The following is a 12,219-nucleotide window of genomic DNA, read 5'->3' as shown; positions in this document are numbered from 1 at the left end:
AACGATTCTGATCGCCGATGACTGGCCCCCTCATTCTGATGCTGCTCCCCCATCGGCGGGAACATGCAGTGGCCTGGCCGTGTCCCTGCCCGAGGCCTTGTCTGTGAAGACCCGGTCCAGGACCTGGCCTTCGAGCTGGCGTTTCTCGTTCTGGTCCAGCGTGCTCACGCGCACGTACCCGATTCGCTGTCCAGTCACTGGTGCCTCCAACCCTGATCATGTCAGGTTGAGTTCTAGGCCCCTTCCAGAAGAAAGTCAAGACATACGGGCCCCATCCGTCAGCTTTGGGTGTACCGCAACCCGGTCGGTTCGCATTGGCTTTCATTTCTCCCCGATGACGGATCCATTCTCGTGCGCGACGTGACGTCGTCCGGCCCGCTTGGGGCCCGTCCTACCGGTAACCTCGGGCATACTCCGGGCTCCGCTCCACGTCTGAAGGAGATTCGTGAACTGGGCAACGTCGGAGGCGGTGGTGGTGCGATCTCCATGCCGTGATCGTATCGTCAGCCCGCACTGTCCCTGGCCATGGGCCAGTGCTCCATGCTGATACGTGGGTAAGCCGGCCGCCGCAACGTGAAGCCTAATCGCTCGTAGAAGCGCCACAGCCGTTCGAGGTTCGCGTTGGCATCAGGGTGGACCTAGGTCATGTTGTTGCCGTGCTCCCCGCTCTCCTTGAGGAAGGCTTCCACGAGGTCCGTACCAATACCGTCGTCCTGGTGGGCGACGTCGACGTACATCGCGAGCAGCACGGAGCACCTCCATTTTGGCCGATTCGCGTAATCCCCCATCTCGTTCGCGTTTTCGTTGGCGTGGCTGCCGGTGATCCACCCAACGATGCTGCCGTCGCGCTCGGCAACGTGGGTGCCTTGGCCGTTCGGTCCCCGGCGGTTGACATAGCGCTGGAATTCGAACTCGTGCCTATCCCAGTGCTTGAGCAGTTCTGCGAGTTGGGGTGCGTCATGGTGGGTAGCGATGCGGATCTTCACGGCACTGATCCTATTCACAAGGCCGGGCCACCGTGGGCGAGGTGGCCTGGACGCGCCAGCACAGCGGCGGTCGGTAGAGCTGGCCTTGCAGGTGTGCTCGCCACGCCGTAGGGCTACCGTCCGAATAACGGAGCCTTGGTGCGACTGGCCGTTGTGGGGGTTTGGACGAACGCCTCCGCCGAGCTAAGCGTCACGACAGGGCGCGAATCCATTCAAGCGGCAATTTGTCGGTGGCATCTGATGCAAGTATCATTCGTTAGAGGAATCCGATGGGGTGATCTATCGCCTTCACGGGAAATCGAGGGGACTTTGAGAATGCTAGTTTCAGCCCACGGAGCGAGCGCGGAAACCTACACCGCGCGCATGACTACATTCATGAACAGATTCTGATGGTCGCTTCACTCTCCGACGACGACCTCGCGCGCGCGCTTAAGAACATGGCACGCAACAATCCAGGGCTATTCGAATCAACCCTGCACCATGGAGCGCCCACTTTACTTTCAGGAACAAAGACAACGGTGCGAACGCACTACATCCTCAGTGACGCAACTGGAAACGTCCGGCTGGCGCAGCTGGCTGAGGTCCTTGCCGATCAAATCGTCTTCTTTTGCATTCCACGTTCCGACATCAAGGCGCTCCTTGCCCTTCCGGAACACCAGCGGGTGACAGCCAACAACAGACTGTATCGTCGCGCTAAGGATACCTTCGCCGAAGCCCAACCCATGACCGGCGAAGGTTCGGAACTCCTTCTCTTCGCTCTCCTTGAGAATGTCCTCGAAGTTCCCCAGCTCATGACGAAGATGTCACTGAAAACCTCCGAAAATGTTCACGTCCACGGGGCGGATGCCGTACATGCCGTACTCGACGAGGACACCGGCAACCTTGCCCTCTACTGGGGCGAAGCAAAGATGTACGAGGACGTTGGAGATGCCCTAAGCGCCTGCTTTAAGAGCTTGGAACCCTTCCTCAGAATGGACTGGGACGTAATCCGGAGAGACCAGTGGCTTGTGATGCACTACCTTGACACCGCAGACGAAGAGGTAAAACTCCGATTGCTCCGATTCTTCGACCAAGACAGCAAGGATTCAGTGAACGTCGAGGCTAGAGGGGCTTGCGTGATTGGGTTCGACCTCAAGAACTATCCCAAACTTCCGCACGACCTCCACAAGGTGCAGGAGGAGATCGAAGCCAGTCTCGACGGCTGGATCAAGAAGGTGAATAGACGCTTGAAGTCAAGGAACCTTCACGAGATAGAAATTGAGATCTTTCTGGTGCCGGTTCCATCTGCTCAGGATTTCAGAAATGCGGTTATGGCGATCCTAGATATTCCCATCCCTGAGATTCCCCCCAAGAAAGCTAAGAAGGCATGACTACCAAGATTGATTTCGTTGATGAGGTTCTAGCTCTTCCTGGCTTCAAGAAGTCTCTATCCAGCGCGACCGTAATAACCCTTCGGCGGGAACTTGGAATGGTCGCTGCAGGACCGGAAGTACCGGCTGTGAACTGGAACTTTGCCCTGATGTGCGCCAGTGCACTCACAGCCTACGATAAGGAGGCGGCCAACGAGGCGGTCCTGCGTATAGCTCAATCATGCCTCCTAGCAGGGCATGTAACCACCAGCGAGCAAAAGGCTGCCGCATTGCTTCTTCTTCAACGTGAAGGGAATGTCAGAGCTACCAGCCTGGCAAGCGACAAAGGCATCATAAGTCTGACCGCTCTTCAGAAAGCACCCGCTGAGTTACGACTGGACGCGAGGACCAGAGTATCCGAGTTGACAATAAACTCAGCCGGGGCGTCCTTCGTCTTGAACACATTCCAGAAAGATTTTTGGGATGCAGCACAGAACCTTGGGTGGCTAAGTATCTCGGCACCGACATCGGCGGGCAAGTCCTTCATTGTTCGAGCATGGATTAAAGAGCGTCTAGCCCAGATTCCGGAAACCAAGATAATATATCTTGCTCCCACTCGCGCACTAATTGAAGAAGTCAGCGCCGGTCTGCGTGCAGAGTTAGAGTCTGACATTCTCATCCAAACCCTTCCGTGGAGTCTCAAGCAAGAGAACGCACCGTCCTCTTCTGTCTATGTTTTTACACAGGAGCGACTGCATATCCATCTGACGAGCAATCCTGCGTTCATTCCAGACTTTATTTTTGTTGACGAAGCACAAAATATCGGAAGTAGTTCGCGCGGAATTCTGATGTCTCAAGTGATCTCCGAGTGTGCAAGTAGGAATTCCTCAGCCCAGATCATTTTTGCAAGCCCACTTTCGGATAATCCGGAGATTTTGGTCCAGTCTGCGACCGGCGGTGCGCCTGGTCGTCACATCGTTGGTGAGTCCGTAACCGTCAGTCAGAACCTGATCTATGTGAACCAGGTCCCCAGAAAACCTCGTCAGTACAGCTTGCGCAATCGATACAGAGGCGAGGAGCAGGCCATTGGAGTAGTGGAGCTGGGCGATGTTCCGTCGACGGGAAAACGACTGCCACGTCTCGCGCACGCCCTCGGAGGTGAAGGCGGTAACCTAATCTATGCAAACGGGGCAGCGGACGCTGAATCGTACGCTCGAGAGATCTACAATCTTCTCGGATCTCAAGTTGAGAATGGGTCGACCGAACTCGCTGACCTCAGTGAGTTCATACGCGAGACTGTCCACGAAAAGTACTTGTTGGCTTCGTATGTACTTAGAGGGGTTGCGTTCCATTACGGTGATATCCCACTGAGCCTTAAACTTCGCATTGAGGCTGAATTCAAGAGGGGTAATATCAAGTATTTGGCGTGTACTTCTACTTTACTCGAAGGTGTAAATCTGCCATGTCGGAATATTTTCATTCGCAATCCAAAAAAGGGAAATACGAATGACATGACTATCTCCGACTTCTGGAACCTCGCCGGCCGCGCGGGCCGTTGGGGCACAGAGTTCGAAGGCAACATCTTCTGTATCGACACAGACAGAGTGAACGCTTGGAAGAACATCCCCACTGATCGTGTACGCATGCCGATCACAATTTCTGCCAAATCCGCACTGGATTCTCCAGGCGCTCTCCTTGATTACATCGAAGACGGCGCCCCAAAGACCGGTAAAACAACAAAGCACTCTCCTGAGACCGAGTCAGCCCTGAGCTTTATTGCGGCGGAATCCATCCGCGGACGAACAGTCGGAACCATCCCAGGGCTTGCCACCACTTCAAGCGCCGCCCAAGAGCTCGATGCGAAGGTTGCGTCGATGCTAGAAAGCATCGCCGTCGATCATGAGGTTGTGGCGCGTCACTTTGGTGTAAGTCCGCTCTCAATGGAGCGCTTAAGATCAGCCATCGCTGAGGTCGATCTCAACAGTATCCAGCTTGTCGATCCCCGCGCCGTTGACGCCTTTGACTCCTTCAAAGATGCCTTGGCAGTCATCGACGAGCATCTTGGTGGGCCCTTCGGCAGTGGCCAGTACAGGCTCATGATTGCGAACTTGTTGATCAACTGGATGACAGGGCGACCTCTGAGGATGATCATTGAAAACAAAGCCAAATATCGTCGCGACCGTAAACAAGAAGTGGACTATCCGTCGTTGATCCGGGAAGTCCTCGGCCAAGTTGAAAGGGTAGCTCGGTTCGAAGCTCCGAAGTTCTTGTCCTGCTACACCGACGTTCTGAAATCCGAAGCAATTCGACGCGGGGCAGAGGTACCAGATCTGATGGAGGATATCAGGCTAATGCTTGAACTCGGTGTCACCCGCCGTACGGACATGTCGTTGATTGCCAACGGGTTATCGCGGGCGTCGGCGGTCCAGATCGGGCAACTATTTACCGAACCAGATTTGAATGAATCCGCTGTCCACGACTTGCTCTTGACCTACGACTTTGAGAGCGAGAGTCTTCCCGCCTTTGTGCGGAAGGAGATCCGAGCATTGATCGAGCGACTGCAAGGTGAAGCGGCAACATCACTCGGAAGCAAGGCCGGCTAGACGTAGTCTCCGCGTTATGTCACCTGCCTGCCGCGAGAGAAGAAGGAAAGGACTCAAGATGGAGGTATCCATTAATTGGAACCTGCGCAAGCTGATGGCTGAGAAGAATATGTTTCAAACCACCGAACTTGTGCCTCTTCTGGCATCACATGGCATTAAGCTCTCGAAAGAGCAGGTCTATCGTCTCGTCACCGGAACGCCTCAAAGGCTTAACCTCAGGGTACTCGCCGCACTCTGTGCGATATTCGACTGCTCACCGAATGATTTAATTGAGTTGAGCAAATAGATGGCAATGCCTGTGGAGGAATTCCCGTCGCACAGGTTAATGCCCGCTCGTTCTATTGCCTGCTGCCTGTCCGGGGGACGCGGCCTGAAGATTGGGATCGGGTATCCCACTAATTAGCGAGGCCCCGACTAAATAGCGGCAAAGCTGGACGGAGTATCGGCTCCCTGCGCCGCAACTCGCCGTCCTGTGTAGGCCAAGGGGAGCGGCTGCGTGATTCATCTGGTGAGATACGCAGAGTACAGCCTTACATAACGTCCGTTATCGGCTCTCGTAATTGCCGGGGAAACGCCCGCAAAAGGGGCTGTTGCTTCCGACATCAATGTTCGTGCCGTTTTTCCCCGAACCCAACACTGTCCGGTGGTGTGGCTCATGAAGGGAACGCATGCGCACCTCAGCTCGTCAGGGCAAAGCTGGTTAAAGTTTCCTGCAGTGCAAACTCCATCCGGCCATCCCATGGGTGCACCTAGTTCTCGGACTCAGGGTCCTCGACGTCTATGGGATGCGACGGCCATGGATTGTGGACTCTGGAGACTATCCGGCACTTCATGCGTTGAGAGAAGCCCGTTCAAACCTTGTAGTAGGCCGGGAAGGCAGAAGCGCGTTCAGGCGCGAAAGTCAAGGGTGGAGCGGGCAGCGGATGGAGTCCTTGACAATCTCCGTGACGTGCCTCACTCTGTTGCTTAGTGCGAAACTCATTGCTCCATTCGGAACAACTCGATGCGGTGCCCCAGCGGTTTCGCGACCAGTCCCTGAACCTTCGAAGAGTGCTTTATGTACCAATGCCACTCTTTGAACCTCGCTCCCAGGGAACTGCACTACCTGTCTCGACGGATCGAACCTGCCAGCCCAGGCCCGGTCAGTGGAGGCAAAAACTGAGGCATCCGCAACACTCGGTAAGGGAACACTTTCATGACAAGCACACGTGACGTCAGCGCTGATAAACGTAGCGAAAGACCCAAGCAGACCGTCGACACCTCCATATCAAACGAGACCAGCTCCAAGTTCAAACGCCGCTTCATGGTGCGGCTTGTCGCTGTCTTCATCGGTGGGATGTTCCTCGACGGTTACATCCTCGGAATTATCGGCCCCGTCAGCGGACTCATGCGGTCAGAGCTCCAGCTCGACGCACTATCTCTGGGCATGATCGCTGCTGGCCCGCTGGTTGGGATCTTCGTCGGTTCCCCGCTGGCCGGCTGGGCTACTGACAAATTCGGACGCAAGCCCATGTTTCTCGTGGACATGGGCCTGTTCCTGGTCGCCTCTGGGGCCCAGTTCTTCGTAACCTCCGGGGACGGGGCCGTGCTCCAACTGGCCGCCATCCGGTTCCTCATGGGCGTCGCGATCGGCGGCGAGTACTCAATCGGTGGGCCATTGCTATCAGAGTTCTCCCCTCCAAAGCTCCGCGGGCGATTGCTCGGGCTGACACTGATCGCCTGGTATGTCGGTTTCATGATGGCGTTCATCGTCGGCACGCTCCTGCACGACGCCGGCACCCCATGGCGCCTCGTAATAGGCACGAGCACGATACTCGCATTCGTCCTGTTCCTCGCCCGCGTGGGCCTCCCTGAATCGCCGAGCTGGCTCATTACGAAGGGGCGGCATGAGGAAGCACTCGCGATCGCACGCAGATATGTCGAATCGCCACAGATGCACGACAGCATCACCGGAGAGATGGATCTGAGGATGATCCAGGAGGCCGAAGCCGCGCAAAGTAGGACTAGAATCAAGGGCGCCTCCTTCGGAATGCTGTTCTCGAGGCAGTACTGGCGCACCACCCTCTTCACCTCAGGTTTTTGGTTCTGCGCGGTCACTCCGTACTTCGCGATCGCGACCTTCGCCGACGACGTGCTCAACCAATTCGGCTTCGGCGGCTGGACCGGTGGAGTCGGCCTATCCGCACTTGCGGCCGCGGGTGTTGTCACCACCGTTCTTCTGATTGACAAGCTCGGCCGCCGAATCCTCACCGTTCCCGGGCAGTGGCTCTGCGCAGGCATCCTGCTGATCATCGGAGTCTGGACGAACGCACCAGCAATCCTCGTGCTCGTACTGTTTCTCGCCTTCTCCTTCTTCAATGCCGGCTACACCACGATGACCCAGGTCTATCCGGCCGAGGTATTCCCCGGTCACCTGCGCGGCATCGGCATGGGCTTCGCCGCGGCCTTCAGCCGCATCGGAGCCGCACTCGGCACCTTCGCCCTGCCATGGGCGATCAGCAACATCGGCCTGGGCCCGAGCATGGTCGTAGCCGCCGCCGTCGCATTACTTGGCGCACTCCTCTCGCAATGGCTTGCGCCTGAGACGAAGGGGCGCACCCTCGCCGAAATCTCAGCAAACTTCTCCCACTGACACCGGCACTGCACGGTGCAAAATCGGGCGGAGGTGCTGGCCAACTCCGAAAACATGCTGCCGCGGCGGCGCTCGGGTGACCCGGCGCCGCCCGGCGGCGTAACGCTGCGTTGCTTCGCCGGGCAGGCAGAGGGGATCCTGGGCGTCGGTACGGTTGGTTTGGTTGTGTGGCAGGATGGGTCGGGGCCTACCGGCGTCTGTAACCCATCTTTGTGCTGATGGCCAGGCCGGCATCCTTGAGGCCGTCAATAAGCCCGGGCTGCTCTTCCGGCGTGAACCGGAAGGCGGGGCCTGAAATACTCACCGCGGCGATGACCTGTCCCAGGTGGTTGTAGATCGGTACCGCAACGGCCGTCAGCCCGATCTCAAACTCCTCGTGAACTACGGCATAGCCCTTGCGGGCGACCTCCAGCAGCTGCTTCTCCAGCTCCGAACGGTTGGTGATCGTACGTGGCGTGCGGGCAGGCAGGCCGACCGTCTTGAAGATGGCGTCCCTTTCGTCGGCAGTCAGGGCCGCGAGGAGCACTTTTCCACTGGACGTGGCATGCAGTGGTGTCAGGCTGCCCACCCAGTCATACGTTGCCAGCGTGGAGGGTCCCATGGCCTGGTCCACGTTGACGGCAAAATTCGATCGCAGCACGGCGAGGTTGACCGTTTCCTTATATGCCGCTGCGAGGCTCTCAAGGACCTCCCTGGCTTCCCGAACAACGCTCAACCGGCCCGGGATGGACGATGCCAGGCGCAGGATGCCAAATCCCAGCTGGTACTTTCCACGTTCGCTGTTCTGCCGGACCAGCTCGCGCCCGACCAAGGATCCCACCAGCCTGGACACAGTGGACTTGTGTATGCCCATCTCCTCGGCGATTTCACTGACGCCGGCGTCGCCTTCGCGGGCCAGGATTTCCAGGATCTGAAGGGCGCGGTCCACCGATTGGACGCCTCCAGCCTGCGCATCCGGGTCCTTGCCCATGTCCGGGTCATTGCGTGCGGCCATCATGCCTCGTGTCGTCGTCCATGCAGGGTGGGCTGGCCCGGAGGGAGGTTCCAGCCAACCTTCCGGCTCATCTTGGTTCATCCTAGACCGACACTGCCGCAAGGCCCTCAATCGGCGCCAGGCGCGGCAATGCAGGACACCCCGCCACGGTGTGGTGCGATTCTTCCGAGAGTGTCGGGTCTGTTCGCCGGAACACGGAGCTGAAACAAGTCACCCACCCACGGATCTCGGGTGGGTGGGTGACTCTAGTGACCTGGTGTCTGAAACTAGTGAGACAGCCCCGGCAGGCCTCGCCGTCGGGTGATCTGTATGGTCCGGGCTAAGCTGCGCAGGCATCCTTCAGCGCATCGACTGAGTCAGCCGGAACTTTGTCGCCGGACGCGGCGATCTGGCCCAGCGGCGTCGTGATTTCCGAAGACACGCCAGCAGTCTTAGCGGTGTCGACCAGTCCGCTGAGCGCGGCCTTATCAGAGGCGCTGACCAGGCCGTCTTCAACCACGGCGCAGACCTGCTTTTTGACCTCGGATGCGGCGGCGGTGGCCACCTTGGAAGCGGCCTGGCCGGCGGCGCTTTCTGCGGCCTGCTGTACTTCCCCGCAGGCGGTCAGCAGGAGGAACAGCGGGACGGCGGACAGGGCGGCGAGGCGACGTTTCATCGGTCTAGCCTACCGGCTCAGGCGGGTCCGGCGTCCCCGTGCACATCCGCCATCTTGTCCTCGGAGCGGTCCAGGTACGCCAGCATGAGGTCTGCCGCGCGGTCCAGTTCGCCGGCTTCCAGTGCCTCGCAAATCTCCTCGTTGTCCCGCAGATAGTGTTGGTAGAAGTGCGCATCCACGGTCGCTTTGTGGAAAAACAAGCGCATCTCGGCCAGCATCTGGGCCATCATGCTGTTCAGCCGCCGGCTCCGCGCCAGACCTACAATGGCGCCGTGGAAATGCTGGTTGGCTGTGCCCAGCGCCTCCTCATCCCCGGCCGCCGCAGCACGTTTGCCTTCCTCGACGGCGGCCCGGACGGCGGCGACGTCCTCGGGGCTGCCGCCGCCCCGCAGCGCGCTGACTTCAATGGCGCGGCGGACCGTATATACGTCATGGACATCGCCCGCGCCCAGGCTGGCCACAAAAACGCCGCGGTTGGGGTGGCGGACCACCAGCCGCTCACTCGCCAGTTCGGCAAAGGCCTCGCGGACGGTGTTGCGCGAGACGCCCAGGTCCTCGGCGATGGTGGATTCGGTGAGCCGCGCCCCCGGAAGCAGGGCCCCTTCGGCCAACTGCAGTCGAAGTTCAGAAGCCACCCGCTCGGCCACCGAAGGAACGGCCACGCGAAGGCGGCCTGCGGCGGGGCGGACGGTGGGATCTGTTGTGGCCATACTCGAGAATTTACACGATCGTCACATCGTTGAATCGAAGGATTGTTGAACAATCGCTAAATTTAGTGCATCCTAGTAAGACCACTCAATGAGACGGGGATCACAAATGACAGCGATCGACCTCAACAGCGACGTCGGCGAATCCTTCGGCCGCTGGACCCTGGGCGATGACAACGCGATGTTCGCCTCGGTGTCCAGCGCTAACGTGGCCTGCGGGTTCCATGCCGGTGATCCCAGCGTGATCCGCCGGACCTGCCGCGAGGCAGCAGAGGCTGGCGTCGTCATTGGCGCCCATGTGGGCTACCGCGATCTCGCCGGCTTCGGCCGCCGCTTCCTGGACATCAGCCCCGGTGAACTGGCCGACGACGTGGTGTACCAGATTGGTGCGCTGCAGGCCCTCGCCGCCGTTGAGGGAGCCCGGGTCCGGTACGTGAAGCCGCACGGCGGCCTTTACAACGCCATCGTCAAGCACACCGCCCAGGCGCAGGCCGTCGTCGACGCCGTGAAATCCGTGGACCCTAGCCTGCCGATCATGGGCCTGCCCGGCTCGGAAGTCCTGCGGCTCGCGGAACGGGCCGGCCTGCGCGCCGTGTCCGAAGCCTTCGCGGACCGCGCCTACAACCCGGACGGCACCCTGGTGTCGCGCTCCCTCCCGGGAGCAGTCCTTGAGGATCCGCAACAAGTGGCGGAACATGTCCTACGGATGGCCACCGAATCCGCCGTCCGCGCCATTGATGGTTCCGTTCTGAAGATCCGCGCAGAAAGCATCTGCGTGCATGGTGACTCACCGGGGGCCGTAGCCATGGCCACTGCAGTGAAGTCCGTACTCGGCGAGGCCGGCGTCAGCATCGGCTCGTTCGTCTAGCCTGAGGCGCCCCGCCCCATTCCACGGCCGCATCCAGGCCCCCCGCACCATCCCTCACCCTTCGGAGGAAACATGACCAGCACCAACAAGGCAGCCAAGACGGCGGCAAGGAAGCCGCCCGCCGGCGCCCTTAAGGCGTACGTCGCCAGCCTCACCGGCACCTCGCTCGAGTACTACGATTTCGCCATCTACTCGGTGGCCTCTGCCCTCGTCTTCCCCAAGATTTTCTTCCCCTCCAACGACGAGTTCGTCGGGCTCCTCCTGTCCTTCTCGGCCTTCGCGGTGGGCTACCTGGCCCGCCCCATCGGCGGCGTGATCTTTGGCAGGCTGGGCGACAAGGTGGGCCGCAAGTACGTCCTGGTCTTCACCCTCATGCTGATCGGCGCCGCCACCGTCCTCATCGGCGCGCTGCCCGACTACTCGGCTATCGGCATCGCGGCCCCCGTCATCCTGGTGCTGCTGCGCCTGGCCCAGGGCATCGGCGTCGGCGGCGAATGGGGCGGCGCGGTGCTGCTCTCCAGCGAATTCGGCGACCCCAACAAGCGCGGTTTCTGGTCCTCCGCCGCCCAGATCGGCCCGCCTGCCGGCAACCTCATGGCCAACGGCGTCCTGGCTGTCCTGGCCGCATCCCTCAGCACCGAGGCGTTCCTCTCCTGGGGCTGGCGTGTGGCGTTCCTGGCTTCGGCGATCCTGGTGGTCTTCGGCCTGCTGATCCGGCTCAAGCTCGAGGAAACCCCGGTCTTCAAGGCCATCCAGGCCCACGGTGACCGTCCCAAAGCCCCCATCAAGGAAGTCTTCACCACCGAGCCCAGGGCCCTGATTTCGGCAGCCCTTTCCCGCCTCTGCCCCGATGTCCTCTACGCACTGTTCACCGTGTTCGTGGCCGTGTACGCCACCAAGGAACTGGGCATGACCACGGGCAACGTGCTGGCCGCCATCCTCATCGGCTCCGCGTTCCAGCTCTTCCTGATCCCGCTCGCCGGCGCCCTGACTGACCGCTTCAACCGCCGCTGGGTCTACGGCATTGCCGCCGCCGCAACCGCCCTCTACATTCCGCTGTTCTTCCTGATGATCCAGGGCAAGTCAGTGGTGATGCTGACCATTGGTGTGGTGATCGGACTGGCCCTCCATGCCTTTATGTACGGCCCGCAGGCCGCGTTCATCACCGAGCAGTTCCCGGCCCGCCTCCGCTACGCCGGCAGCTCACTGGCCTACACGCTGGCCGGCGTCATCGGCGGCGCCGTGGCCCCGCTGATCTTCACCGCCCTCTACGGCGCGGCATCCGGCGGCTGGTACCTGATCGCCGGCTACATCGCCCTCACCGCCGTCATCACCATCGTGGGCATGCGCCTGGGCCGGGACCCGCAGCCGGAAGAGGACCTCCGCCTGCTCCACAACGGCAACGCCCAGGCGAGCCACGCCTGA

At 60.1% G+C, this 12,219-nt stretch carries 10 protein-coding genes and 1 pseudogene; 6 read left to right on the top strand and 5 right to left on the bottom strand.

Annotation, left to right across the window (positions count from 1 at the left end; genetic code table 11):
• Positions 1–69: 69 nt before the first annotated feature.
• Both ACS5PJ_RS06925 and ACS5PJ_RS06920 read right to left on the bottom strand, forming a co-directional pair.
• Positions 70–198 (bottom strand): annotated as a pseudogene (locus ACS5PJ_RS06925) (recombinase family protein); the annotation flags it as partial.
• Between the two features lie 440 nt (positions 199–638).
• A complete protein-coding gene (locus ACS5PJ_RS06920) occupies positions 639–986 on the bottom strand; it encodes a GNAT family N-acetyltransferase (RefSeq protein WP_439434189.1) in 348 nt (115 codons plus the stop codon).
• Positions 987–1,375: 389 nt separating this feature from the next.
• Here ACS5PJ_RS06920 and ACS5PJ_RS06915 point away from each other — a divergent pair, with 389 nt between their 5' ends.
• The 4 genes from ACS5PJ_RS06915 (at position 1,376) to ACS5PJ_RS06900 (ending at position 7,570) form a co-directional block, all read left to right on the top strand.
• Positions 1,376–2,356: a HamA C-terminal domain-containing protein gene (locus ACS5PJ_RS06915; protein WP_439434188.1), complete on the top strand. Its 981-nt coding sequence runs from the start codon at positions 1,376–1,378 to the stop codon at positions 2,354–2,356.
• A complete protein-coding gene (locus ACS5PJ_RS06910; protein WP_439434187.1) occupies positions 2,353–4,938 on the top strand; it encodes a DEAD/DEAH box helicase in 2,586 nt (861 codons plus the stop codon). The genes ACS5PJ_RS06915 and ACS5PJ_RS06910 overlap by 4 nt, the downstream gene beginning before the upstream one ends.
• Positions 4,939–4,996: 58 nt before the next feature.
• Positions 4,997–5,224 carry a helix-turn-helix domain-containing protein gene (locus ACS5PJ_RS06905; protein WP_439434186.1) on the top strand — a complete coding sequence of 76 codons (228 nt, stop codon included), beginning with the start codon at positions 4,997–4,999 and terminating at the stop codon, positions 5,222–5,224.
• A 909-nt stretch (positions 5,225–6,133) separates the two neighbouring features.
• On the top strand, positions 6,134–7,570 hold the full coding sequence (locus ACS5PJ_RS06900) for an MFS transporter (RefSeq protein WP_439434185.1): 1,437 nt from the start codon (positions 6,134–6,136) through the stop codon (positions 7,568–7,570).
• 187 nt (positions 7,571–7,757) lie between these two features.
• On the opposite strand, the gene ACS5PJ_RS06895 is transcribed toward ACS5PJ_RS06900, so the two are convergent.
• From ACS5PJ_RS06895 to ACS5PJ_RS06885, 3 genes are all read right to left on the bottom strand, one after another.
• Positions 7,758–8,564: an IclR family transcriptional regulator gene (locus ACS5PJ_RS06895; RefSeq protein ID WP_439434483.1), complete on the bottom strand. Its 807-nt coding sequence runs from the start codon at positions 8,562–8,564 to the stop codon at positions 7,758–7,760.
• Between the two features lie 319 nt (positions 8,565–8,883).
• Complete coding sequence (locus ACS5PJ_RS06890) at positions 8,884–9,219, bottom strand: hypothetical protein (RefSeq protein ID WP_439434184.1); 336 nt, start codon at positions 9,217–9,219, stop codon at positions 8,884–8,886.
• A gap of 17 nt (positions 9,220–9,236) precedes the next feature.
• Complete coding sequence (locus tag ACS5PJ_RS06885) at positions 9,237–9,929, bottom strand: GntR family transcriptional regulator (protein ID WP_439434183.1); 693 nt, start codon at positions 9,927–9,929, stop codon at positions 9,237–9,239.
• Positions 9,930–10,035: 106 nt separating this feature from the next.
• Between ACS5PJ_RS06885 and ACS5PJ_RS06880 the strand changes: the two genes are divergently transcribed.
• Together ACS5PJ_RS06880 and ACS5PJ_RS06875 are read left to right on the top strand one after the other, a co-directional pair.
• Positions 10,036–10,794: a LamB/YcsF family protein gene (locus tag ACS5PJ_RS06880; RefSeq protein ID WP_439434182.1), complete on the top strand. Its 759-nt coding sequence runs from the start codon at positions 10,036–10,038 to the stop codon at positions 10,792–10,794.
• A gap of 72 nt (positions 10,795–10,866) precedes the next feature.
• Entirely contained in the window at positions 10,867–12,219 is a 1,353-nt protein-coding gene (locus ACS5PJ_RS06875) for an MFS transporter (protein WP_439434181.1), read from the top strand.

Origin of the sequence: Pseudarthrobacter cremeus, from assembly GCF_051857465.1 — a bacterium.
Lineage (GTDB): Bacteria > Actinomycetota > Actinomycetes > Actinomycetales > Micrococcaceae > Arthrobacter.
Note: the sequence above shows the minus strand (reverse complement) of the source record. Positions and strands in the feature narration are given on the sequence as shown.

Excerpts from the sequence above, each read along its gene's own strand:
- ACS5PJ_RS06915 (WP_439434188.1), top strand. The coding sequence starts at position 1,376 with ATGGTCGCTTCACTCTCCGACGACGACCTCGCGCGCGCGCTTAAGAAC.
- ACS5PJ_RS06910 (WP_439434187.1), top strand. The coding sequence starts at position 2,353 with ATGACTACCAAGATTGATTTCGTTGATGAGGTTCTAGCTCTTCCTGGC.
- ACS5PJ_RS06905 (WP_439434186.1), top strand. The coding sequence starts at position 4,997 with ATGGAGGTATCCATTAATTGGAACCTGCGCAAGCTGATGGCTGAGAAG.
- ACS5PJ_RS06900 (WP_439434185.1), top strand. The coding sequence starts at position 6,134 with ATGACAAGCACACGTGACGTCAGCGCTGATAAACGTAGCGAAAGACCC.
- ACS5PJ_RS06895 (WP_439434483.1), bottom strand. The coding sequence starts at position 8,564 with ATGGCCGCACGCAATGACCCGGACATGGGCAAGGACCCGGATGCGCAG.
- ACS5PJ_RS06890 (WP_439434184.1), bottom strand. The coding sequence starts at position 9,219 with ATGAAACGTCGCCTCGCCGCCCTGTCCGCCGTCCCGCTGTTCCTCCTG.
- ACS5PJ_RS06885 (WP_439434183.1), bottom strand. The coding sequence starts at position 9,929 with ATGGCCACAACAGATCCCACCGTCCGCCCCGCCGCAGGCCGCCTTCGC.
- ACS5PJ_RS06880 (WP_439434182.1), top strand. The coding sequence starts at position 10,036 with ATGACAGCGATCGACCTCAACAGCGACGTCGGCGAATCCTTCGGCCGC.
- ACS5PJ_RS06875 (WP_439434181.1), top strand. The coding sequence starts at position 10,867 with ATGACCAGCACCAACAAGGCAGCCAAGACGGCGGCAAGGAAGCCGCCC.